Annotated in this window: 20 protein-coding genes and 1 other RNA gene; 18 read left to right on the plus strand and 3 right to left on the minus strand. The window is 64.9% G+C overall.

The annotated features are described in order from the left end of the window. The first annotated feature begins 35 nt into the window (after window positions 1-35). The 18 genes from Q0P59_RS01685 (at window position 36) to Q0P59_RS01770 (ending at window position 20,451) form a co-directional block, all read left to right on the plus strand. Window positions 36-2,438 (plus strand): TonB-dependent siderophore receptor, encoded by a 2,403-nt coding sequence (locus Q0P59_RS01685; protein ID WP_295002840.1) that lies wholly within the window; start codon window positions 36-38, stop codon window positions 2,436-2,438. Between the two features lie 149 nt (window positions 2,439-2,587). Continuing rightward, window positions 2,588-3,682 (plus strand): 3-deoxy-7-phosphoheptulonate synthase AroG, encoded by a 1,095-nt coding sequence (aroG, locus tag Q0P59_RS01690; RefSeq protein ID WP_295002842.1) that lies wholly within the window; start codon window positions 2,588-2,590, stop codon window positions 3,680-3,682. Between the two features lie 78 nt (window positions 3,683-3,760). Beyond that, window positions 3,761-3,859, plus strand: an RNA gene (gene ffs / locus Q0P59_RS01695) — signal recognition particle sRNA small type. Window positions 3,860-3,888: 29 nt separating this feature from the next. Then, window positions 3,889-5,511, plus strand: a complete 1,623-nt coding sequence (gene dnaX / locus Q0P59_RS01700; protein WP_295002844.1) for a DNA polymerase III subunit gamma/tau — start codon at window positions 3,889-3,891, stop codon at window positions 5,509-5,511. A gap of 13 nt (window positions 5,512-5,524) precedes the next feature. After that, complete coding sequence (locus tag Q0P59_RS01705) at window positions 5,525-5,848, plus strand: YbaB/EbfC family nucleoid-associated protein (protein WP_150427392.1); 324 nt, start codon at window positions 5,525-5,527, stop codon at window positions 5,846-5,848. Between the two features lie 4 nt (window positions 5,849-5,852). Then, window positions 5,853-6,452, plus strand: a complete 600-nt coding sequence (gene recR / locus Q0P59_RS01710; protein ID WP_295002847.1) for a recombination mediator RecR — start codon at window positions 5,853-5,855, stop codon at window positions 6,450-6,452. Window positions 6,453-6,533: 81 nt separating this feature from the next. Continuing rightward, window positions 6,534-7,130: a ubiquinol-cytochrome c reductase iron-sulfur subunit gene (petA, locus tag Q0P59_RS01715; RefSeq protein ID WP_295002850.1), complete on the plus strand. Its 597-nt coding sequence runs from the start codon at window positions 6,534-6,536 to the stop codon at window positions 7,128-7,130. A 96-nt stretch (window positions 7,131-7,226) separates the two neighbouring features. Next, window positions 7,227-8,435 (plus strand): cytochrome b N-terminal domain-containing protein, encoded by a 1,209-nt coding sequence (locus tag Q0P59_RS01720; RefSeq protein ID WP_295003192.1) that lies wholly within the window; start codon window positions 7,227-7,229, stop codon window positions 8,433-8,435. Window positions 8,436-8,448: 13 nt separating this feature from the next. Further along, window positions 8,449-9,168, plus strand: a complete 720-nt coding sequence (locus Q0P59_RS01725) for a cytochrome c1 (protein WP_295002852.1) — start codon at window positions 8,449-8,451, stop codon at window positions 9,166-9,168. Window positions 9,169-9,251: 83 nt separating this feature from the next. Further along, complete coding sequence (locus tag Q0P59_RS01730) at window positions 9,252-9,848, plus strand: glutathione S-transferase N-terminal domain-containing protein (RefSeq protein ID WP_150427397.1); 597 nt, start codon at window positions 9,252-9,254, stop codon at window positions 9,846-9,848. A 2-nt stretch (window positions 9,849-9,850) separates the two neighbouring features. Further along, complete coding sequence (locus Q0P59_RS01735; protein ID WP_295002854.1) at window positions 9,851-10,297, plus strand: ClpXP protease specificity-enhancing factor; 447 nt, start codon at window positions 9,851-9,853, stop codon at window positions 10,295-10,297. A gap of 127 nt (window positions 10,298-10,424) precedes the next feature. After that, a complete protein-coding gene (locus Q0P59_RS01740; protein WP_295002856.1) occupies window positions 10,425-13,145 on the plus strand; it encodes a nitrate reductase in 2,721 nt (906 codons plus the stop codon). 19 nt (window positions 13,146-13,164) lie between these two features. Continuing rightward, the gene (gene ybiB / locus Q0P59_RS01745; protein WP_295002858.1) at window positions 13,165-14,154 is read left to right on the plus strand and encodes a DNA-binding protein YbiB; all 990 of its coding nucleotides are present in this window, start codon (window positions 13,165-13,167) and stop codon (window positions 14,152-14,154) included. A 231-nt stretch (window positions 14,155-14,385) separates the two neighbouring features. Next, a complete protein-coding gene (gene nirB, locus Q0P59_RS01750) occupies window positions 14,386-16,830 on the plus strand; it encodes a nitrite reductase large subunit NirB (protein ID WP_295002860.1) in 2,445 nt (814 codons plus the stop codon). Between the two features lie 85 nt (window positions 16,831-16,915). Then, a complete protein-coding gene (gene nirD, locus Q0P59_RS01755) occupies window positions 16,916-17,224 on the plus strand; it encodes a nitrite reductase small subunit NirD (protein WP_295002862.1) in 309 nt (102 codons plus the stop codon). Window positions 17,225-17,354: 130 nt separating this feature from the next. Next, window positions 17,355-18,167 carry a formate/nitrite transporter family protein gene (locus Q0P59_RS01760; protein ID WP_295002864.1) on the plus strand — a complete coding sequence of 271 codons (813 nt, stop codon included), beginning with the start codon at window positions 17,355-17,357 and terminating at the stop codon, window positions 18,165-18,167. A gap of 91 nt (window positions 18,168-18,258) precedes the next feature. Then, entirely contained in the window at window positions 18,259-19,986 is a 1,728-nt protein-coding gene (locus Q0P59_RS01765) for a bifunctional protein-serine/threonine kinase/phosphatase (protein WP_295002866.1), read from the plus strand. Between the two features lie 33 nt (window positions 19,987-20,019). Continuing rightward, window positions 20,020-20,451: a hypothetical protein gene (locus Q0P59_RS01770; protein WP_295002868.1), complete on the plus strand. Its 432-nt coding sequence runs from the start codon at window positions 20,020-20,022 to the stop codon at window positions 20,449-20,451. A gap of 14 nt (window positions 20,452-20,465) precedes the next feature. On the opposite strand, the gene Q0P59_RS01775 is transcribed toward Q0P59_RS01770, so the two are convergent. From Q0P59_RS01775 to Q0P59_RS01785, 3 genes are read right to left on the minus strand one after another with little or no spacing between them, the layout of a single operon-like run. Beyond that, a complete protein-coding gene (locus Q0P59_RS01775) occupies window positions 20,466-20,951 on the minus strand; it encodes a TlpA disulfide reductase family protein (RefSeq protein WP_295002870.1) in 486 nt (161 codons plus the stop codon). After that, complete coding sequence (locus Q0P59_RS01780) at window positions 20,951-22,168, minus strand: sialidase family protein (RefSeq protein ID WP_295002872.1); 1,218 nt, start codon at window positions 22,166-22,168, stop codon at window positions 20,951-20,953. Before Q0P59_RS01780 ends, Q0P59_RS01775 begins: the two co-directional genes overlap by 1 nt. Then, window positions 22,162-24,303 (minus strand): TonB-dependent receptor, encoded by a 2,142-nt coding sequence (locus Q0P59_RS01785; protein ID WP_295002874.1) that lies wholly within the window; start codon window positions 24,301-24,303, stop codon window positions 22,162-22,164. Before Q0P59_RS01785 ends, Q0P59_RS01780 begins: the two co-directional genes overlap by 7 nt. Window positions 24,304-24,385: the final 82 nt, after the last annotated feature.

The raw sequence follows: 24,385 nt of genomic DNA on the forward strand, positions 1-24,385 counted from the left end.
GGCGAACGATTGCCATTAACCTTCGGAGTTCCGTCATGTTTCGCCCCACCTCCAGTTCTTTCTCGCGTTTTGCGCCGCGCGCCTCATCCCGCGTTCTAGCGGTTCGGCAGGCCTTTCGTCTATCCACGTTGACCGGCGGGCTGTTGCTTGCCTTTGCCGCGGCCGCCGGCGCTGCGGATGGCGCTCGCCAGTCCTACAACCTGCCGGCCGAGCCGCTGACCCGCGCCGTCAATGCCGTGGCCCGCCAGGCCGGGGTGCAGCTGATTTTTTCCGGCGGCATTACCGACGGCCTGAGTGCGCCGGCGCTGAGCGGCGAGTACAGCGCCCGCGAGGCCCTGGAAAAGCTGCTCAAGGGCAGTGGCCTGCGTTTGCGCCAGCGGGACGAGCGCAGTTTCGTGATCGAGCCGGTCCCGGCGACGGGGGCTGCCGGCAGCGGTGAGCAGACCCTGCGCCCGGTGCTGGTTTCGGCCGCCGGTGTCGTGCCTTTTCGCCCGGCCACGGTGCGCAGCGCGACCAAGACCGAGACCCGCCAGCTCGATGTCGCGCAGTCGGTCGCCGTCATCGACCAGGAGTTGATCCGCGAGCAACGAGCCATCCGCATGGAGGATGCCTTGCGTAACGTCGCCGGGGTGTACGCCGGGCAGAGCGAGGGGCGCCGCGATACCTTCACCATCCGCGGTTTTTCGGCAGAGTTGGATACGTATGTGGATGGCGTGCGCGATAACGCCGGGTATCGCGATTTTTCCAACATCGAGCGCGTCGAGGTGCTCAAGGGGCCGGCGGCGATGCTCTTCGGGCGCGGCTCGGCCGGCGGCATCATCAACCGGGTGAGCAAGAAGCCGACGGCCGATGACATGCGCGAGGCGCAACTGACCGTTGGCAGTTTCGATTTTCTGCGTGCCGAATGGGATCTTGGCGGCGCTCTAGCCGCCGGTGCCAATGCGCGGTTCACCGGTGCCCATGAGAAGGGGGGCGTATTCCGCGACAAGATCGGGCATGAGCTGAGCACGGCGGCGCTGGGTGTCGATTTTCGGCTTGCCGAGCGGACTTCGCTGCTTGCCCAGGTCGAATGGCAGCACCACGAGCGCACGCCGGACCGGGGTTTGCCCTCGGTCGGGCGCCAGCCGGCCGACGTGAAGACCAGCAATTTCTACGGATCGCCGTATGACTACGCGACCCGGGACACGGTTGGTGTCGGCGCCGTGTTCGACCATGCCTTTTCCGATGCGACGCAGTTCAAGGCGACAGTGCGTTGGAGCCAGATGGAGCTGGATGCGATGAATACCCGCAACATCGGACTGAATGCCGGCATGAATGAAGTTCGCCGGCAGAGCCTGCGCTTTCCCAAGCAGAAGGAATTCGCCTTCGCCCAGTTCGATCTGACCCACAAGCTCGTCACTGGCGGTTTGCAGCATGAAATCCTTGCCGGCTACGAGCACGGCTCGCAGCGCGGCAGGCTGGAAGTGTGGCGGCGCAGCGCTGGCAACGTCAATCTGTACGACCCGGTCGACAATGCGCCCGAGCCGGTGTTCACCCTGGCCAACAAATCCTACGACACGCGCTTCGTGGGCACCACCGACGCCTTCTATCTGCAGGACCAGATCACCTTCTCGCCGGAGTGGAAAGCGGTAGCCGGGATTCGCCACGACACTTTCCGCCAGCGCCAGGAGGCCGGGCTGGTCAATTTTGCGCAAAGTCCCGCGCTGGAACGCACCGACCGAGCCTGGAGCCCGCGTCTCGGCCTGATCTGGCAACCGGCGGCGGCGCACAGTATCTATGTCAGCACGGCGCACGCCTTTCAGCCCAAGGCCGAAGACCTGCTCTTTGCCAGTGCGGCCGACACGCGCATGAAGCCGACCGAGACGGTGCAGTATGAAATCGGCAACAAGAACGAATTCTTCGGTGGCCGCCTTGGCGTCAACCTTGCGCTCTACGACATCACCATGCGCAACGTCGTCACCAGCGACCCGAGCAACCCTGGCCAGCTGATTCAGGTAGGCGAGCAGCGACATCGCGGCGCCGAGATCGATATCTCCGGCGAGCTGGGCGATGGCTGGCGCGTCTATGGAGGCGCCACGCGCATCGATGCCGAGGTGACCCGATCCAACGACCCGGCGTTGCCCGAGGGCAACCGTCCGCTCAACGTGCCGCGCGTCTCGGCCAACCTGTGGCTCAGCAAATCCTTCCTCGACTATTGGCGCGCCGGTTTCGGCGCCTACTACGTCGGCGAGCGCTATGCCTTTTCCGACAACGTCGTGACCATGCCTGGCTACACCCGCCTGGACGGTGCGTTGTCGTACCGTTGGAAATCGGCCGAGTTCTCGCTCAACCTGCGCAACCTGGCCAATGTCCGCTACTACGATTCGGCGACCAACAACAACCAGATACTGCCGGGCATTCCGCGCAGCGCGATGCTTACCGCCCGCTTCGCCTTCTGATCCGGTGGCCGGGCTCGGGTTACGGTAGACCGTGAGCCGCTCCCGGCCGCCTGCGCCCTTGGGCATGCCAGGCAAAGGCTTGGGATCATGTTCAGCCAACGACATCCGGTAGAATGCTGGGTTTCCAGCATTTTTTTATGGGGCAGGCCATGACGACGCCGCACAGCGCACAATCCAGCAAACCGAATACCGACGACGTTCGCATCAGGGAAATCAAGGAACTGGTGCCGCCCGCCCACGTTTTTCGCGAATACCCGGTTTCCAGCCGGGCCGCGCAGACCACCTACGATGCCCGTCAGGCCATCCATCGCGCCCTGCATGGCGCCGACGACCGCCTGCTGGTCGTCATCGGCCCATGCTCTATCCACGACTACGACCTGGCGATGGATTACGCGAAGAAGCTGGCCAAGGAAGCGGAACGTTTTGCCGACGACCTGATCGTCGTCATGCGCGTCTATTTCGAAAAGCCGCGCACCACGGTCGGCTGGAAGGGGCTGATCAACGATCCGCGCCTCGACAACACCTTCCGCATCAACGAAGGCCTGCGCCTGGCGCGCCGCATCCTGCTCGAGGTCAATGAGCTGGGCCTGCCCTGCGCGACCGAGTTCCTCGATACCATCACGCCGCAATACACGGCCGACCTGATCGCCTGGGGGGCCATCGGCGCCCGCACCACCGAGTCGCAGGTGCATCGCGAGCTGGCTTCCGGCCTGTCCTGCCCGGTCGGCTTCAAGAACGGCACCGACGGCAACATGCGTATCGCGGTCGATGCCATCCGTTCGGCCAACTCGCCGCACCATTTCCTGTCGGTCACCAAGTCCGGCCATACCGCCATCGTGTCCACCATGGGCAACGAGGACTGCCACGTCATCCTGCGCGGCGGCAAGGAGCCGAACTACGACGCGGCGAGCGTCGATGCCGCCTGCCAGGAAATCGCCAAAGCCGGCCTCGCCGCCCGATTGATGGTCGATTTCTCGCACGGCAACAGCCGCAAGCAGTTCAAGCTGCAGATGGAAGTCTGCGACAGTGTCGCCGGGCAGATCGCCGGCGGCGAGGAGCGCATCGTCGGCGTCATGGTCGAGTCGCACCTGGTCGAAGGCCGTCAGGACCTGTCGCCGGACAAGCCGCTGACCTACGGGCAGAGCATCACCGATGCCTGCATCAACTGGGACGACAGTGTCGCGGTCATGGAAAGCCTGGCGGCGGCGGTGCGCGCCCGCCGCGTGGCCGAGGCGGCCGAGTAAATCCGGTTTCCGGGGCGATCAACTAAAAATCCGGCTTTCGCCCTTTGGGCGGCGAAGTGCTGTGTTAGAATTCGCCCCGGCGGGTCTCCCCGCATTGCAGGGTGGTGAACCTGGTCAGGTCCGGAAGGAAGCAGCCACAGCCATTGACTGCAAGTGCCGGGGGTTAGGCTCGCCATTTTCATTTTTTCTGCATTGGTGTGGGGCGCATGAGTTATCAGGTTCTTGCGCGCAAGTGGCGGCCGCGCAATTTTTCGACGCTGGTTGGGCAGGAGCATGTGGTGCGCGCCTTGTCGCACGCCCTGGCCGAACAACGCCTGCATCACGCCTATCTGTTCACCGGCACCCGCGGTGTCGGCAAGACGACCATTGCGCGGATTCTCGCCAAGTCGCTGAATTGCGAGACCGGCATCACGGCCACGCCCTGCGGCCAGTGTTCCGCCTGCCAGGAAATCGACAGCGGCCGTTTCGTCGATCTGCTCGAGGTCGATGCGGCGACCAATACCCGCGTCGACGAGATGCGCCAGCTGCTCGAGAACGCGGTTTACGCCCCGACGCGCGGTCGCTTCAAGGTCTATGTGATCGACGAAGTGCACATGCTCTCCAATTCGGCCTTCAACGCCATGCTGAAGACGCTGGAGGAGCCGCCGGAACACGTCAAGTTCATCCTGGCGACGACCGATCCGCAGAAAATTCCGGTCACCGTGCTGTCGCGCTGCCTTCAGTTCAACCTGAAGCAGATGCCGGCGGTCGCCATTACCGGCCATCTCGCCCATATCCTGCAGGCCGAAGGTGTGCCTTACGACATGCCGGCGCTGGCGCTGGTCGCCCGTTCGGCGGCCGGCAGCATGCGCGACGCGCTGTCGCTGCTCGACCAGGCCATCGCCCACGGGGCCGGCAAGGTCGAGGAGGCGCAGGTACGCGGCATGCTCGGCACGGTCGACCAGGATTTCCTGCTTGCCATTCTCGAGGCGCTGCATGCCGGTGAGGCCGGGGTGCTGCTGCAGGTGGCGGCCGACATGGGGGTGCGCAGCCTGTCGTTTACGGCGGCCTTGCAGGAATTGGGCGCCCTGCTGACGCGGATACAGATCGTGCAGTGCGTGCCGTCCGCCATCGACGACGATGAGCCGGAAAAAGAGCGCATCGTGGCGCTGGCCAGGGCCTTTTCGCCCGAATTCGTGCAGTTGGCCTACCAGATCGTCAATGTCGGGCGCACCGAGTTGGCCTCGGCGCCCGACGAGTACTCCGGCTTCGTCATGACCCTGCTCCGCCTGCATGCGTTCCGCCCGAGCAGCGTGGCCGATGTGGTCGGTTCGGTGGCGCCGCGCAGCCGGGTGCAGGTGCCGGCAGCCAGGGTGCAGCCGCCAGTTCAGCAAGCGGTGCCGCAGCCGGCTCCGCCGCCCGCCCGCGCAGAGGCGCCGGCGGTTTCCCGGGCGCCTGCCGCAAGTGCCGGTGCGGGAGACTGGCATCAGATCGTCGCGGCGCTGTCGCTCTCCGGTCTGGCCAGGGAGCTGGCGCAGAACTGCGAGTTGCGGAAGCTGGCCGACGGGCAGTGTCTGCTTCGCCTGTCGCCCAAGCAGACGCACCTGCAGATGAAGCCGAATCCGGATCGTCTGCAGCAGGCGCTTGCCGACTACCTCGGGCATCCGGTGCAGCTGCGCATCGAGCTGGCCGAGAACGAGGTCGATACGCCGGCCGCCACGGCGGGCAAGCAGCGCCAGGAACTGCAGGAGAGGGCGGAGAATGCGATCGCCCAGGATGTATTCGTTCGCGACGTGATCGATGCCTTCGAGGCGTCCGTCGTTCAAACATCAATCAAACCAATCGTCTAACGGAGAGAAGCATATGATGAAGGGTGGCTTGGGTGGCCTGATGAAGCAGGCACAGGCAATGCAGGAAAACATGAAGAAGGCCCAGGATCAGCTGGCCCAGCTCGAAGTTGAGGGGCAGTCCGGAGCCGGGATGGTCAAGGTGGTGATGACCTGCGCGCATGAGGTGCGTCGCGTCAGTATCGACCAGTCCGTCATGGACGACCGCGAAATGCTCGAGGATCTCGTGGCGGCTGCCCTGAACGATGCCGTTCGGCGCGGCGAAGCCCTGAGCAAGGAAAAGATGGCTGGCTTCACGGCCGGTCTCAACCTGCCGCCCGGATTCAAGCTGCCGTTCTGATTCCGTGAATCCGTCCGGGCTTGAGTCGCTGATCGAGGCCTTGCGCTGCCTGCCCGGAGTGGGGCCGAAATCGGCGCAGCGCATGGCATACCATTTGTTACAGCGCGACCGGGCGGGGGCGCAGCGACTCGGTGACGCCGTGTTGCACGCCTTGCAGTCCATCCGGCATTGCCAGCGCTGCAATACCTTCTCCGAGGCCGATGTTTGCGAGCGCTGCCTGTCGCCCCGGCGCGATCCGACGCTTCTGTGCGTCGTCGAGACGCCGGTGGACATGAACATGATGGAGCAGACGCTGAGTTATCAGGGGCTCTACTACGTGCTGATGGGCCGGATTTCCCCGCTGGACGGCGTCGGTCCGCGCGAACTCGGCCTGGAGCGGCTGATGGCGCGGGCGCTGGACGGGGTGGTCAAGGAGGTCGTTCTAGCGACCAACTACACCAACGAGGGCGAGGCGACGGCGCATTACATCACTGCCATGCTCAAGCCGAAGGGGGTCGGGGTGAGCCGGATCGCCAGGGGGGTGCCGGTCGGCGGTGAGCTCGAATACGTCGATAGCGGCACGCTGGCACAGGCTTTGCGAGAGCGAAAGGCCTGTCCAGGTTGACAGCGGCTTTTAACGACGGTTCCGTTGTCGTATAATCCAGCGTTTATTTTTATCCCATCCAATTCCTTTAGGGGTCAGGTTATGAGCAATCAAGGAAAAGTGGACTGCGGACGGCGGCGCCTGGTCGTCGCGACCGCAGCCGTGGGCGGGGCAGGTGCGGTTGCCGCGCTTGTGCCGTTCGTCTCCAGCTTGCTTCCTTCCGAACGCGCCAAGGCAGCAGGCGCTCCGGTTGAAGTCGATATCAGCAAGCTCGAGCCGGGTCAGATGATGACCGTCGAGTGGCGCGGCAAGCCGGTGTGGATCATCAACCGCACCAAGGACATGCTGGACACCCTGCCCAAGCTGGCCGATGCCGTCGCTGACCCGAAATCCGAAAAGAACCAGCAACCGGCCTACGCCCAGAACGATACCCGCTCCATCAAGGCGGAAATCATGGTCGTCGTCGGTATCTGCACCCACCTCGGCTGCTCGCCGTCGCAAAAATTCAAGAAGGGCGCGGAAGAAGGCATGCCGGGCGAATGGCTGGGCGGTTTCCTGTGCCCCTGCCACGGTTCGACCTTCGACTTCGCCGGCCGCGTGTACAAGTCGAAGCCTGCTCCGACCAACCTGGAAGTGCCGCCGCACTACTACATGGCCGATACCCGCATCCTGATCGGCGAAGACAAGAAGGGAGCATAAGAAATGGCTGCTGGCAATTTCGAAAAATACAAGTCCGACGGTTCGTTGGCCGGTAATGCCCTGGAGTGGCTCGATGCCCGCTTCCCGGCAACTTCCATGTGGAAGGGCCACCTGTCCGAGTACTACGCCCCGAAGAACTTCAACTTCTGGTATTTCTTCGGCTCCCTGGCCCTGCTGGTCCTGGTCATCCAGATCGTTACCGGCATCTTCCTGGTCATGCACTACAAGCCGGATGCCGCCGTGAACGCCAACGGCGTGCCGGTCGCCTTCGCCTCCGTCGAGTACATCATGCGCGACGTGCCGGGCGGCTGGTTGATCCGCTACATGCACTCGACCGGTGCCTCGGCCTTCTTCATCGTGGTTTACCTGCACATGTTCCGTGGCCTGCTCTACGGTTCCTACCGCAAGCCGCGTGAGCTGACCTGGCTGTTCGGCGTCGGCATCTTCCTGTGCCTGATGGGCGAAGCCTTCTTCGGCTACCTGCTGCCGTGGGGTCAGATGTCCTTCTGGGGCGCCCAGGTTATCGTCAACCTGTTCTCCGCCATCCCGGTCATCGGTCCGGACCTGTCGATCCTCATCCGCGGCGACTTTGTGGTTGGCGACGCAACGCTGAACCGCTTCTTCTCCTTCCACGTGATCGCCTTCCCGCTCGTCCTGATCGGTCTGGTTGCCGCCCACGTGCTGGCCCTGCACGAAACCGGCTCGAACAACCCGGACGGTGTCGAGATCAAGGCCAACAAGGACGAAAACGGCATTCCGCGCGACGGCATCCCGTTCCACCCGTACTACACGGTCAAGGACATCGTCGGCGTCATCGTCTTCCTGATGGTCTTCTCCGCCGTGATGTTCTGGGCGCCTGAAGGTGGCGGCTACTTCCTCGAAACGCCGAACTTCTACCCAGCCGACCCGCTGAAGACCCCGCCGCACATCGCGCCGGTCTGGTACTTCACGCCGTTCTACTCGATCCTGCGCGCCGTGACCTATCCGCTGTTCGGTCTCGATGCCAAGTTCTGGGGCGTGGTCGCCATGGGCGCTTCGGTCGTCATCTTCGCCTTCCTGCCCTGGCTGGATCGCAGCCCGGTCAAGTCGATCCGCTACCGCGGCCCGATCTACAAGACCCTGCTGACCATCTTCGTCATCTGCTTCTTCATCCTGGGCTATCTGGGCACCCTGTCCCCGTCGCCGATGGGCGAGCTGGTGTCGCAGGTTTGCTCGGTGTTCTACTTCGGCTTCTTCCTCGGCATGCCCTGGTGGTCCCGTATGGACAAGTTCAAGCCGGTCCCCGACCGTGTGACGTTCAAGTGAGAGGATGCCTAAAATGAAAAAATTCCTTATCGCATTGCTCTTCGCTCCGCTGATGGCTTTCGCCAGCGGTGGCAACGTTCATCTCGACAAGTGGCCGGGTTCGGTGAGTGACAAGGCTGCGCTGCAAAACGGCGCCAAGCTGTTCGTCAATTACTGCCTGAACTGTCACGGTGCTTCGTACATGCGCTACAAGAACCTGATGGATCTCGGCCTGACCGAGACCCAGGTCAAGGACAACCTGATGTTCACCTCCGACAAGATCGGTGGCCTGATGGCTGTCGCGGCGCGTGCCGACGAGCAGAAGCTGTGGTTCGGCGCCACCCCGCCGGATCTGACCATCGTCGCCCGGGCCCGTGGCGAAGCCGGCAATGCCGCAGCCGGCGCCGACTGGCTCTACACCTACCTGCGTTCCTTCTACCGCGACGCCAACCGCCCGACCGGCTGGAACAACGTGATCTTTGAAAACGTTGGCATGCCGCACATCCTGTACGGCCTGCAGGGCCAGCAAGTGCTGAATCACGAGACGCACAAGCTGGAACTGGCCGTTCCGGGCGCCATGGCGCCGGCCGAGTTCGACAAGGCCGTTTCCGACCTGGTCGGCTTCATGGTCTGGATGGGCGAACCGCAGCAGGAGTTCCGTCGTACCCTGGGCTTCTTCGTCCTGGCCTTTTTGGCAGTCCTCTTCGTTGTCGCTTACGCACTGAAGAAGGAATACTGGAAAGACATTCACTAATCCGCCAAGGATTGGTTAACGGCATCGCGGGTTTGGCTTCGGCCAACCCCCGATGCCGAATCGCTTTTTGAGGGTTACCCCAAATGATGAACCTCTATTCGGGCACCACCTGCCCATTCAGCCATCGTTGCCGCATTGTCCTGTTCGAAAAGGGCATGGATTTCCAGGTTATCGATGTCGACATGTTCAACAAGCCGGAAGAAATGGCCGCGATCAACCCGCACAACCGTGTGCCGGTCCTGGTCGAGCGCGATCTGGTCCTGTTCGAGCCGAACATCATCAACGAATACATCGACGAGCGCTTCCCGCATCCGCAGCTGATGCCGGCCGACCCGATCATGCGTGCCCGCGCCCGCCAGCTGCTGGTCGGCATGGAGCGCGAAATCTTTTCGTTCATGGAAGTGATCGAAAAGAACGGCAAGACGGCCGACAAGGCGCGCCAGGAAATCCGCGCCCGCCTGACCGAGATCGTGCCCATCTTCAACAAGCAGAAGTTCATGCTCGGCGACGAGTTCTCCATGCTCGACGTGGCCATTGCCCCGCTGCTGTGGCGTCTCGACCACTACGGCATCGACCTCGGCAAGGCCGCCGCGCCGCTGATGAAGTACGCCGAGCGCATCTTCAGCCGCCAGGGCTTCATCGACGCGCTGACGCCGTCGGAAAAGGCGATGCGCAAGTAAGCATGGAACTGCCGTCCACCAAGCCCTATTTGCTGCGCGCCATCTGGGAATGGTGCTGCGACAACGGTTTCACGCCGCATATTGCCGTCGAGGTCGATGGCCGGACCCGCGTTCCGCGCGAGTTCGTGCGCGACGGCCAGATCGTTCTCAATCTCGGCCCGACGGCGACCAACAAATTGCAGATCGGGAACGAATACATCGAGTTCCAGGCGCGGTTTGGCGGCGTCGCACGCGAGTTGTCCATTCCGATCGAGCGCGTTTCGGCCGTCTATGCCCGGGAAAACGGCGCGGGAATGGCCTTCGAGGTGGATGGCGACAGCGAGATGGCGGATGAGGCGCCAGCCGCCGCCACCGTCGCCGATGCACCGAACGACGAACCGCCGCCCGAGCCGCCGCCCGAGCCGCCGCGCCCCGATGAAGGGCGTCCCAGGTTGCAACGCATCAAATAGGGACAAGCGCGGCGCTGGATGCACCAAAAAAGGGAGATTTCCGAAGGGAGTCTCCCTTTTTTTATCCCAAGTCCATGATTTCTATAGGTGGCATGCCTGTTGCTCAAAGCATGCCGGAAGGAAAATCATGAAAACTGAAGTCAAATCCACCTGTTGTTACTGCGGCGTCGGCTGCGGCGTCCTGATCGAAACCGAAGCCGGCAAAATCACCGGCGTCCGGGGCGATCCGGAGCATCCCGCGAATCGCGGGCGTCTATGCACCAAGGGCGCGACCCTGGCGCTGACCGCCGATCCGGGCTATCGCCTGCTGCATCCGGAGCGCCGCGGGATGCGCGGCCAGCCGGGCGAGCGCGTCGCCTGGGATCAGGCGCTCGACGATGCGGCCGAACGCTTCGCGGCGACGATCCGCGAACACGGCCCGGATTCGGTGGCCTTCTACATCTCCGGCCAGTTGATGACCGAGGACTATTACGTCTTCAACAAGCTGGCCAAGGGCCTGATCGGCACCAATAACGTCGATACCAATTCACGCCTGTGCATGTCGTCGGCGGTCGCCGGCTACAAGCAGACGCTGGGCGTCGATGCGCCGCCGTGCAGCTACGAGGATATCCTCGCGGCGAAGGTGATCTTCATTGCCGGGGCGAACCCGGCGGTCGCCCATCCCATCGTCTTCCGGTATGTCGAGGATGCGAAGGCGGCCAATCCCGACCTGAAAATCATCGTCGCCGATCCGCGCCGCTCCGAGAGCGCCGAGATCGCCGACCTGCACCTGGCGATCAAGCCCGGCAGCGACATCGCGCTGTTCAACGGCATGCTGCACCTGATGATCGCCGAAGGCTTGATCGACCCGGATTACATCGAGCGCCACACGACGGGATTCGCCGAGCTGAAGGATATCGTCAAGCCCTATACCCCGGCCGCCGTCGCCGAGGTGTGCGGTGTCGCGGCCGCCGATATCGTGCAGGCGGCCCGCTGGTTCGGGCAAAGCGGCGCCGCGCTGTCGATGTACTGCCAGGGCCTGAACCAGTCGGTCCATGGCACGCACAACAACGCCGGCATCATCCATCTGCACCTGGCGACCGGCCTGATCGGGAAACCCGGCGCCGGCCCCTTCTCGCTGACCGGGCAGCCGAACGCGATGGGCGGGCGCGAGGTGGGCGGCTTGTCGAACCTGCTGTCGGCGCACCGCGATCTGGCCAATCCGCAACACCGCGCCGAGGTCGCCGCCCTGTGGGGGGTGCCCAGCGTACCGGAAAAGCCGGGCAAGTCGGCCATCGATCTGTTCGCGGCACTGCAGACTGGCGAAATCAAGGCGGTATGGATTGCCTGCACCAACCCCGCGCAGTCGTTGCCCAACCAGGCGGCCGTCCGCGCGGCGCTGCAGAGCGCGGAATACGTGGTTCTCCAGGAGGCCTACGGCAATACGGATACGGCGGCCTATGCCGACCTGCTGCTGCCGGCCAGCGGCTGGGGCGAGAAGCACGGCACGGTGACCAACTCCGAGCGGCGCATCACCCACGTCAATTCCGCCGTGTCGCCGCCGGGCGAGGCGCGCCACGACTGGGAGATCGTCGTCGATTTCGCGCGCCGCCTGGGGCAAAAGCTGGGGATCGACGGCGAACGCCTCTTCCCCTACGCCGATGCCGAGGCTATCTTCGCCGAGCATTGCGCCAGCACGCGCGGGCGGGACCTGGATATCACCGGTCTGGACTACGCCCTGCTCGATGCCGCCGGGCCGCAGCAGTGGCCTTACCCGGCCGGGGCGAGCGGCGGCAAGACCCGCCTCTACGAGGACGGTGTCTTTCCGACGGCGGACGGCAAGGCGCGCTTCGTGCCGGTCAAGCATCTGGCAACGGCCGACGTGCCGGATGCCGACTACCCGATCAGCCTGCTCTCGGGGCGCATGCGCGACCACTGGCACGGCATGAGCCGCACCGGCACCGTGCCGCGTCTGTTCAACCTCGAGGACGAGCCGCTGCTCGCCATGCACCCGTGCGACATGCGCCACCGCGGGCTGGAGAGCGGCAGCCTGGTGCGCATATCCAACCCGCGCGGCGAAGCCGTCGTCAGGGTGGAGGAGCGGCCGGGACTGAAGAAAGGGCGGGCCTGGATGCCGATGCACTGGGGCAGCCAGTTCATGAACACGCCGGGCGTCAATGCGGTGGCTTGCGACGCCACCGACCCCTATTCCCGCCAACCCGAGCTCAAGCATGCCGCGGTGCAGATCGAAAAACTCGATCTGCCCTATCCGCTGGCCATCGTGCGCCGCTGCGCCAGCCAGTCGGAGGCGCTGGCGCTGCTGCAGGCGGTGCGGCCGGTATTGCAGCAATATCCGTATGCCACCCTCGGCCTCTACGGCCGCAGCACCCCGCTTGTCGTGCTGCGCGCCGCCATGGCCGAGGCGCCGGGCGACGCGGAGATCGACACCCTGGATCGCCTGTTCGGGATCGCCGGCAGCGACGGCGCCATCGTTTACGTGGATGCCACCAAGCGCGTCGCCAAGAAGGCCGTCGCCGCCGACGGGCGGTTGCAGGCGGTCCGCCTGTGCGGCGAAACGCAGGCGGTCGCCTGGCTGAAGCAGGCCATGGCGGAGGACGAACTGGATGCCAGCCTGATTCGCTTCGCGCTGGCGCCGCTGGGCAAGCCGCCGGTCAGCGTGGCGCCGCGCAATATCGTCTGCAAGTGCGCCGACGTCACGGATGTGCAGATACGCCAGGAACTGGCGGCCGGCGCCGACCTGCCGAAACTGCAGGAAAAGCTGCGTTGCGGCACCTTCTGCGGCTCCTGCGTGCCGGACATCCGGCGCATGGCGGCGGAATTCGCGCCCTCGGAAACGGCAGCGGCCTGAGACGGGCGAGGAGAACAAGGTGAGCTACGGACAATGCATCAGGGAGATCGGTCGCGGCGCGGAAGGCGCCCGGGACCTGTCGCATGACGATGCCCGGCAACTCTACGCGGCCATGCTCGACGGCGGCGTGCCCGATCTCGAACTGGGCGCCATCATTGTCGGCCTGCGCGTCAAGGGCGAGTCGCTCGACGAGATGCTCGGCTTCATGGCGGCCACCGACGAGCGGACCCACCAGCTGGAATTGCCGCATGGCCGTGGCCGCCCCGTCGTCCTGCCGACCTACAACGGGGCGCGCAAGGAGGCCAACCTGACGCCGCTGCTCGCCCTGCTGCTGCAGCGCTTCGGCGTCCCGGTCCTGATGCATGGCCTGATCGAAGGCAACGGGCGGGTCAGCAGCGCGCATGTCCTGCGCGAGCTCGGCATCCTGCCGGTGTCGTCGACCCACCAGGCGCAGAAGGCGCTCGACGAAAACGGCCTGGCCTTCCTGCCGCTCAGCGCGCTCTGTCCCGGCATCCACAACCTGCTGTCGCTGCGCGCCCGCATGGGCGTGCGCAGCAGCGCCCACAGCCTGGTCAAGCTGATCGATCCTTTCCATGGCGAAGGCTTGCTGGTCGCCGCGGCGACGCACCCCGATTTCATCGGCCTGATGCGCGACATCATGATGGCGCGCGGCCAGTGCGGCCTGCTGCTGCGCGGTACCGAGGGCGAGCCCTACGCCAATGCCAAGCGCCGGCCGCGCCTGGAATATGTGCACGACGGGGTGGCCGACCTCCTGTTCGAAGCCGAGCACGAAAGCCTGCGCGCCCTGCCCAATCTGCCGGAAGCGGCCGATGCCGTGGCGACCGCGCGCTGGATCCGCCGCGTCCTCGACAAGCAGGTGCCGCTCCCCAAGCCGATCGCCAACCAGCTCGCCAGCCTGCTCTATGCCAGCGGCTATGCCGACGACCTCAACCAGGCCAAGGCCATCGTCGCGGTCGAGGCGACGGGGCTGCTGGTCGGCGGCAACTGAGGCGGGCGCCCCGCACCGAGGTGGCATGGAATGCACCGAAGTGGTGCGCCACCTTGGGCTTGTTTTCACGAATTATCATTTAAATCAGTCGCTTGCCGTGTTGGCACGCTGATTGCAAAGAATAACGCGAAGCAGCGAATCAACCGTCAACGCGGACGGTCAGATGGCAACGACGTCATGCGCTGGAAAAATATTTGCACCGCAAGGTGCGCGCAACGTTGGAGCCATAACATGAGCAAACCCCGTCTTGTCCTGATCGGTAACGGCATGGCCGGTGTCCGCACCGTCGAAGAGTTGCTGAAGATCAAACCGGATCACTACGACATCACCATCTTCGGCGCCGAGCCGCACCCGAACTACAACCGCATCCTGCTTTCGCCGGTGCTGGCCGGTGAAATGGGCGTCAAGGACATCATCCTCAACGAGCTCGACTGGTACGCCGAAAACAAGATCACGCTGCATACCGGCAAGCAGATCAAGACCATCGACCGCATCAAGCGCAAGGTCATCGCCGAGGACGGCACCGAGGAAGCATACGACCGCCTGCTCATCGCCACCGGCTCGACGCCGTTCATGCTGCCGATCCCGGGCAACGACCTGCCGGGCGTCATCGGCTACCGCGACATCAAGGACACCGACGAGATGATCGATGCGGCGACCAAGCACAAGCACGCGGTCGTCATCGGCGGCGGCCTGCTCGGCCTGGAAGCGGCCAACGGCCTGAAGCTGCGCGGCATGGACGTGACCGTGGTGCACCTCGGCCCGTGGCTGCTCGAGCGCCAGCTCGACGAAGTCGCCGGCAAGATGCTGCAGAAGTCGCTCGAGGACAAGGGCCTCAAGTTCCTGCTGCAGACCCAGACCGAAGCCCTGATCCAGGGCGAGTCCGGCCGCGTCGCGGCGATCCGCTTCAAGGACGGCCTGCAGATCCCGGCCGACCTCGTCGTCATGGCCGCCGGCATCCGCCCCAACTACGCGCTGGCCGAATCCTCCGGCATCTACTGCAACCGCGGCATCGTGGTGAACGACACCATGCAGACCTACGATCCGAAGGTCTATGCCGTCGGCGAGTGCGTCAGCCACCGAGGCATCGCCTACGGCCTGGTCGCCCCGCTGTTCGAGCAGGCCAAGGTCGCCGCCAACCACCTGGCCGGCTACGGCATCGGCCGCTACACCGGTTCGGTGACCTCGACCAAGCTCAAGGTCACCGGCATCGACCTGTTCTCGGCCGGCGAATACATGGGCGGCGAGGGCACCGAGGAAATCGTCCTCAACGACCCCTACGGCGGCGTGTACAAGAAGCTGGTGATCAAGGACAACAAGCTGGTCGGCGGCGTCATGTACGGCGACACGGCCGACGGCCCATGGTACTTCCAGCTGCTCAAGGACAAGCGCGACATCCACGACATCCGCGATTCGCTGATCTTCGGCCAGAACCTGGTCGGCGACGTCGGCCACGCCGGCAACAGCAAGGCGGCCGAGATGGCCGACAGCGCCGAGGTCTGCGGCTGCAACGGGGTGACCAAGGGAACCATCGTCCAGGCCATCAAGGCCAAGGGCCTGTTCACGCTGGACGAGGTCAAGAAGCACACCAAGGCGGCTTCGTCCTGCGGCTCCTGCGCCGGCCTGGTCGAACAGATCCTGGCCTCGACCATCGGCGGCGCCTACACCCCGGCGGCGCTCGACTCCAAGCCGGTCTGCGGCTGTACCGACCATTCGCACAAGCAGGTACGCGAAGCCATCTTCGGCCAGCACCTGACCAGCAAGGAAGCCGTCTTCAAGGCGCTGGAGTGGAAGACCCCGAACGGCTGCGACAAGTGCCGCCCGGCGGTGAACTACTACCTGATCTCGAGCTGGCCGCACGAAGCCAAGGACGATCCGCAATCGCGCTTCATCAACGAGCGTGCCCACGCCAACATCCAGAAGGACGGCACCTACTCGGTCGTGCCGCGCATGTGGGGCGGCCTGACGACGCCGGCCGAACTGCGCGCCATCGCCGATGCGGCCGAGAAGTACAAGGTGCCGACCGTCAAGGTCACTGGCGGCCAGCGTATCGACCTGCTCGGCGTCAGGAAGGAAGACCTGCCGGCGATGTGGGCCGACCTCAACGCCGCCGGCATGGTCTCCGGCCACGCCTACGGCAAGTCGATCCGCACCGTGAAGACCTGCGTCGGCGCGGAGCACTGCCGCTTCGGCACGCAGCTGGCGATGTCGATGGGCGTCAAGCTGGAGAAGATGCTGTTCGACATGTACGCCCCGCACAAGGTCAAGCTGGCCGTCTCCGGCTGTCCGCGCAACTGCGCCGAGGCCGGCATCAAGGACGTCGGCGTGATCGGCGTCGATTCCGGCTACGAGCTGTACATCGGCGGCAACGGCGGCATCAAGACCGAGGTCGCCCAGTTCCTGTGCAAGGTGAAGAGCGACGAGGAAGTGATGGAATATTCCGGCGCCTTCCTGCAGCTCTACCGCGAGGAAGGCTGGTACCTCGAGCGTACCTGCCACTACATGGAGCGCGTCGGCCTCGACTACATCAAGGGCAAGATCCTCGAGGACGAGGAAGGCCGCAAGGCCTACTACGCCCGCCTGCTGGATTCGCTGAAGGACGCCAAGGACCCGTGGGCCACCTCGCGCGAGGAACAGCCGATCAAGCAGTTCATTCCCATCAAGCTGGAAGCATGAGGCAGGGGTTGCTTGCCAGTCATTAATCACTGGCAAGCAACCCCTAACCACCAATAGCTGGCAACTAACTACTAGGTACTGAAAAATGAACTGGAACTTCATCTGCAAGCTGGACGACATCCCGCAACTCGGTTCGCGCGTCGTGCAGCGCCAAAGCGGCGGCGACATCGCCATTTTCCGCAATGCCGAGGACGAGGTCTTCGCGCTGCACGACAAGTGCCCGCACAAGAACGGCCCGCTGTCGCAGGGCATCGTCCATGGCCGCAAGGTGACCTGCCCGCTGCACGGCTGGAACATCGGCCTGGAAGACGGCCACGCTGTCGCCCCGGACGTCGGGTCGTGCGGCAAGTTCGAGGTCAAGGTGGAAAACGGCGAGGTCTACCTCTCCATCTGACCGGCGCATGCCCCCCTGGGCCGGCAGCGTCGCCGGCCCGGCCTATCCCAATGGTGGGATTCCGGCCCCCCGGTCTTGAGAGCAGACCCGGGCGCTTTCACAACAAACCCAATCCGAAAAGGAAACCACCATGGCCTATCTTGCGCCTACCGAATTCGTCACCAAGATGATCGATGCCGGCGAATCGAAAATCTTCATGTCCACCCGCGATACCCTGATCCGCGCCTACATGGCCGGCGCCATCCTTTCGCTGGCTGCCGCCTTCGCGGTCACGGTGAGCGTGCAGACCGGCCAGCCGCTGGTTGGCGCCATGCTCTTCCCGGTCGGCTTCATCCTGCTCTACCTGCTCGGCTTCGACCTGCTCACCGGGGTGTTCACCCTGTGCCCGCTGGCCCTGATCGACAAGCGTCCGGGCGTCACAACGAGCGGCATCCTGCGCAACTGGGGGCTGGTGTTCTGCGGCAACTTCGGGGGCGCACTGACCGTGGCGGTGATGATGGCCATCATCTGGACCTTCGGCTTCACCGAGGCGCCCAATGCCGTCGCCCAGAAGATCGGCACCATCGGCGAAGGCCGGACGGTGGGCTATTCCGCGCACGGTGCCGCCGGCATGCTGACCCTGTTCATCCGCGGCGTGCTGTGCAACTGGATGGTGTCGACCGGCGTCGTCTGCGCCATGATCTGCACCAACGTCACCGGCAAGGTCGTCGCCATGTGGATGCCGATCATGGTCTTCTTCTACATGGGCTTCGAGCACTCCATCGTCAACATGTTCCTGTTCCCGTCCGGCCTGATGCTCGGCGGCAACTTCACGCTGTACGACTACTTCGTCTGGAACGAACTGCCGACCGTCGTCGGCAACCTGGTCGGCGGCCTGGCCTTCGTCGGTCTGACGCTGTACTCCACGCACATCCGCACCGCACCGAAGCGCAAGCCGGTCTGATCGCGGGCAGGGAGCGGCCCCCGGCCAAGGGTCGGGGGTTTCGATTGCGGCCGGACTTTTCCGGTCGACCGTAGCACGGGCGAGGGACGTCATGAGCCGTCATCTGCAAGTCGCCGTCGGGCAGTATTCCGACAAGGGGCGCAAGGAACTCAACCAGGATTTCCACGGGGTGTGCATCCCGCGTGAGCCGCAGCTCGGCGCCAAGGGCATCGCCGTGGCGCTGGCCGACGGCATCAGCAGCAGCCAGGTCAGCCAGGAGGCGGCGCAGTCGGCGGTGACCGGCTTTCTCGAGGACTATTTCTGCACCGCCGACGCCTGGTCGGTGAAGAAGTCGGGCGAGCATGTGCTGACGGCCACCAATTCCTGGCTGCATTCGCAGACCCAGCAGAGCCAGCATCGCTACGACCGGGAGCGCGGCTATGTCTGCACCTTCAGCGGGCTGGTCATCAAGTCCATGACGGCGCACCTCTTCCACGTCGGCGATGCCCGCATCTACCGCCTGCGCGGCGACGAGTTCAAGCAGCTGACCGAGGACCATCGCGTCCGCGTGTCGTCGGCGCAAAGCTACCTGGCCCGTGCCCTGGGTATGGACCGCAAGGTCGAGATCGACTATGCGCAGGTGCAGCTGATGGTCGGCGACCTGTTCATGCTGGCGACCGACGGCGTCTACGAGCACACCGATGCGCTGTTCGTCCGCTCGGCCATCGACGTCGCCGCCGATCTCGACGCGGCGGCCAAGGTGATCGCCGACGAGGCGCTGAACCGCGGCAGCGGCGACAACCTGACCGTCCAGCTGGTGCGTATCGACCAACTGCCGGACCCGGAGGCCAACGAGGTTTTCCGCCAGGTTTCCGACCTGCCGTGCCCGCCGCAACTCGAAGCGCGCGACGAGTTCGAGGGCTTCCAGATCGTGCGCGTTCTGAAACGCAGCGCGCGCAGCCACATCTACCTGGCGGTCGACAAGGAAAGCGGCGAGCGCGTCGTGATCAAGACGCCGTCGGTCGACGTGCAGGCCAACCCGGCCGCGCTCGAGCGTTTCCTGCTCGAAGAGTGGATCGCCCGCCGCATCGACAGCGCGCATGTGCTCAAGCCCTGTGCGCAGACGCGGCAGCGGCGGAGCATCTACGTCGTCACCGAATACATCGAGGGGCAGACCCTGGCGCAGTGGCTGATCGACAACCCGAAGCCCGATTTGCCCACCGTGCGCGGCATCCTGGAGCAGGTCGCCAAGGGGCTGCAGGCTTTCCACCGCCTGGAAATGATCCACCAGGACCTGAAGCCGGACAACATCATGATCGACGGCACTGGCACCGTGAAGATCATCGATTTCGGCGCCACCCGCGTCGCCGGCCTGGAGGAGGTCGACACGCCGATAGGCCAGATCAACCTGCTCGGCGCCGCGCTCTACGCCGCGCCGGAATACTTCCTCGGCGAGCAGGGGACGCAGCGTTCCGATCTCTATTCGCTGGGCGTCATCGCCTACCAGATGCTGTCCGGGGATTTTCCCTACGGCACCCAGGTGCCCAAGTCGCGCACCCGGGCGGCGCAGAAGAAACTGGCCTACAAGAGCGTGCTCAGCGAGGAGCGCGAGATCCCGGCCTGGGTCGACGACGCCATCCGCAAGGCGGTGGAGCCCGACCCGCTCGCCCGCCACGAGGAGCTGTCGGAGTTCGTTTTCGACCTGCACCACCCCAACCGCGAATTTCTCAACAAGACAAAACCGCCGCTGATCGAGCGCAATCCGGTCATTTTCTGGAAAAGCGTTTCGCTGCTGCTCCTGCTGGCCCTCATCGTCGTCAGCGTCGTCCGTTTGCACTGAACCAACCGTCACATCAAGAGAACACCAACACCCATGTCTTTTTCAGGCCATCGCAAAATCAATCGTCTGCTTGGCGCCGACCTCGGCATCAGCGAACCGGAAGAGGTGCACATCATGCTGATTCCGCACCTGCATCTCGCCCACCTGCTGGCCAGCGGGGAATGGAGTCATTTCCACGTCGCCTCGGTGGCCAGCGTGTTCAACGTCGCCCTGGCGCTGGCCTACCTCAACAAGGACCGGCGCTCGATCAATTTCTACAGCGGCATCCAGGACATGCTGCTTTCCATCGCCAATGGCCGGCCGGTTGGCGAGGCCGAGAAACGGCGGCTGCGGACGACCTTTTCCGAAGCCGACAAATACGTCTGCGCCCAGCGCAAGGCGCATATCCTGACCGCCATCCGGATGGTCGAACACCAGATCCAGCACGCGCCGCCGGACACGGTCATCCGGCCGAACGCGGATTGAGCGGCGGGGGGCGGTCAGCGCAGGTTGGCTGCCACCCACTGGCGCAGACGCGCCTCGGGGACCACGCCGGAGACCGCTTCCAGGCGGTGTTCGGCATCGTAAAAATGCGTGCGCGGCAGTTCGCCGTACCAGCGGCGGTCGATGTCCATGCGCAGCCGTTCCGGAATCGGGTCGGCGAATACCCATTGCGGCGCCTTGGCCAGGCCGTATTGCGCGGCCAGGCGCCGGGTTTGCGGCGCATCGTCGGGCGTGTCCGCCGCCACGAGGACGACATTCAGGCCGGGGTGGCGCCGCTTCAAGGCGCCCAGCGTCTTCAGCTCGGTCGGGCAGTGCGTGCAGCCGACGGACCAGAAGGCAACGATCAGCGGCTTGCCGGCGTACTGCGCCTGTATTTCCTTGAGGCTGCCGACGACAAAGGGGCGCGGGTCTTCCGCGGCCTGCACGGCCCAGGCGAGGCCGCCGAGGAGCAGGGCGGCCAGCAGGCGCGCGATACCCCTCATCACGGCGCCTCGCGCAGGTCGACGATGCGCAGGCCGGCCGCCGTTCCCCAGGCGACCAGCGGCCGGGCCGCGCCGTGCACGAAGAGCGGCAGGTCGGTCGCGCCTTCCGCTTCGGCCACCGTAGCCGGAGCCGACCAGGTCTCGCCGCGGTCGGACGACAGCATGCGGCGCAGGCGATAGCGCTGGCCGTCGAATTCGCGCCACACCACCGCCACCTGTTTTTCGTCGGCAAACACCGTCGGGTGGCCGGCCTGCGCATCGAGATCGCCGAACGCCAGGGCCGTGCCGAACTGCGTCCCGTCCGCGTAGCGGTAGAACAGGCCCGGCTTCCTGGCGCTGCCGGTAAACCAGACGTAATGGCGACGCCCATCGGCGTCGATGGCCAGGTCGCCGCCGTGGTGCGGACAGGCGCTGATTTCCCAGCCATCCTCGCTGGCCCGCTGCAGCGGCGCACCGGGTTTCAGGGCGGTGGTCGCGAAGTCGCGCACGCCGCCGGCGAACAGGTGGCGCCATTGCGCCACAGCCGTGCCGTCCGGGCCGATGGCGAGGCCGATGCGGCAACATTCGCAGGTGTTGTCGGCGAGCTTGGCGTTGGCCGTCCAGGTCTTGCCGAAATCGCCCGAGGTCGCGTAATACACGCTCGAACCGGCGTATTTGCCGCCCTTGCGGGCCGCCGCGCTACGTTCGCGCCCATCGAGCCAGGCCACGGCGAGGTTGCCCCGGCGATCCATCTTCATGGCGTTGAAGCCGTGGCCGATTTCCTCGCGGTTGTCGTTGACGATCACCGGCGGCGCGAAGCTGAGCCCGCCGTCTTCGGAGCGGGCCATGCGGACGTGACCGGTATGCAGCTTGGGCAGGGCCTGCGACCAGGAAACGACGACCGCCTGGCCGTGCACGGCGATCAGCGGCCGGCTCTGGCCGTCGGCCAGGATGGCTTCCGGCTGGGCGTTCACCTTGCCTATCTCGGCGAAAGTCTTGCCGCCGTCCGTCGACCGCGAAAGCCAGAGCTGGCCCTGGCGCATGTCGACCGACCACAGGCGTCCCTGCTCGTCCGCCGCCACGGAAACCGCGCTGCCCTTGGCCGCCGTCAGGCGTTCCTGCCAGTGGCGGGCCATCGGCGTGGCGGCCGGGTGTTCGTGCGCGCCGGCGGGCAGCGCGCCGAGCAGCAGCCCGCAGGCCAGTGCCAGGCTCGGCAGGCGAAAGTGCAGTTTTACCATTTACCCTGGATTCCAATCGTGAAGATGCGCGGCAGTCCGGCCGTATAGCTGGCGACCGTGCCATCCACCCCGGCCGTCTCGGCATAGCGCTTGTCGAGCAGGTTGTTGATGCCACCCCACACCTCGAACTGGCGCGTCACCGGGTAGTTGGCCCGCAGGTGGAACAAATCGTGACCGGCGTATTTGAGCGTATTTGCCTGGTCCTGCCAATAGCTGCCCAGCTTCACCCATTCCAGCTGGACGCGGCCGCCGTTCATGCTGGCCGGGTGGTAGGTCAGGCGCGTGTTGGCCATGACCTTGGGCGCGGCTTCCATGTCCTTGCCGCTGTAGTCGGCGGTGCCGCCGACCACCCATTTCTCGTAGCGGTGCTGGGCGCGGGAGAGGCTGACATCGGCGCGCCAGGCTTCGGCCAGCTGGGCGCCGAGGCCCAGTTCGACGCCGCGGTGCTCGGTCTGGCCGGCATTGACCACGCGCCGCTGGCTGGTCGCCGGATCGGTGTAGCTGACGATGTCGTCCTTCTTGGTCATGTAATAGGCTGCGACTTCGTAGTTGAAGCGGCCCTGTTTGCCGCGCAGGCCGATTTCGTAGCTGTCGACAACGACTGGCTTCAACTGTAGCAGCGATTCGGCGGCGGTCTGGGCCTTGAGTGCCGAGGTTTCGCGGCTGCCGCGGAAGACCTGGCTTTCGGAGGGGGTCCGGAAGGAGTTGCTGTACGAAACGTAGGCGTTCAGGTTCTTGTCGAAGGCGTAGTTGATCGCCAGCTTCGGGCTGAAGTGCGAATAGCCGATCTTGGCGCTCGCCGCGTGGCCGTAATAGCCGCCTGCCGGGAAGGGGCCGCCGACCCCCTGCGTCGCCGACGCGGCGCCGCCGTTGAAGGTGTTGGTGTAGTCGTACTGCATGTCGTCGTAACGCAGGCCGGCGGTGATGCGGAGCTTCTCGACCGGGCTGATCTCGCCGTGCAGGTAGGGCGAAATGCTGCGATAGACGACATCGTATTTGTAGATCTTGACCGGTGCCGTGCTGTTGAGCGCATAGGTCTTGCCGCCGAGGGAATTGATGGTCCGGGTGAGGCTGATCGAATCCTCGTCGCGCGATCCCGGGCTGAAGTCGTAGTCGAGGCCGACGATGACGCGGGCCTGGAGCGGCTCGAAGTCGCGGCGATACTTGCTCAGGAAGCCGAACGACTGGCTTTCCGAGACATAGCGGCTGGGGTCGTAGCTGACCGACCAGTTGGGAATGATCTCCATCCGGTTGTCCCGGATGTACGGGGTGATCGACAGCAGCGAGTTTTCGCTTTCCTTCTCGTAGGTCGTGGACAGCCGGAAAGCATCCACCTTGCGATACGAGAAGGGGGTGTTGTTGCTGCGCGGCGCTTCGTTGTATTCGCGTGTCGTCAGGTTGCCGACGTGCTGCTGGTTGATCGAGGAGACGGCAACGATGGTCTTGAGCACGGCGTCGTTGCCCAGGGCGCTGTCCCAGCGGAAGTTGCCGGATTGGCGTTCGTAGCCCGCGTTGTTCTGCCAGCCGTCGTTCCGGGTCAGGTTCAGGCTGGCGCGCCAGGCGTTGTCGCCGACCGCGTCGCCGCCGCTGATCAGCGAGCGTTTCCAGCCGTAGGAACCGACTTCCGCGCTGGCCTCGAACTCGGCCTGGCGCGGCGGCGTGCGGGTCAGCACATTGATCGAGCCGCCGATCGCGTCGGAGCCGTACAAGGCCGTGCCCGGCCCCTTGGAAACCTCGATCCCGCCGGACTGCGGCACGTTGATCTCGTACAGCGCATTGTGGTTGAAGAAACCGGTGGGGCGGGTCGGGATGCCGTCTTCCAGGTAGAGGTACATCGCGGCCGTGGTCAGCGGCTGGCGAATGGCCGTCGAGTGCCCCTCGCCGGACAGGTTGCTGACCCAGACGCCGGGCATCTGGTTCATGACCTGGCTGGGGTGGCTCGGGCGCTGGTCGCGGATAGTCTCGGCCTTGACCGCGTGGATGGTTTGCGGCGTTTCCGACAGGAGGCGGGCTTCGCGCGTGCCGGTGACCGTGACTTCGCCCAGCGCCGTCGTTTCCTCGGCAGCCATGACGGCAGCGTTCAATGAGAACAGGGCGGTGAGCAGCGCGGCGATCGGCGTCGGACGAATGTTCATGGTTCGGTACTCGCAGGAAAAGTGAGGTCGCCGGCGATCTTAATCAAAGCAAACACGCGCCCTGTGCGACATATCGTCGCAC

The organism is uncultured Dechloromonas sp., from assembly GCF_945957265.1.
Taxonomy (GTDB): domain Bacteria; phylum Pseudomonadota; class Gammaproteobacteria; order Burkholderiales; family Rhodocyclaceae; genus Azonexus.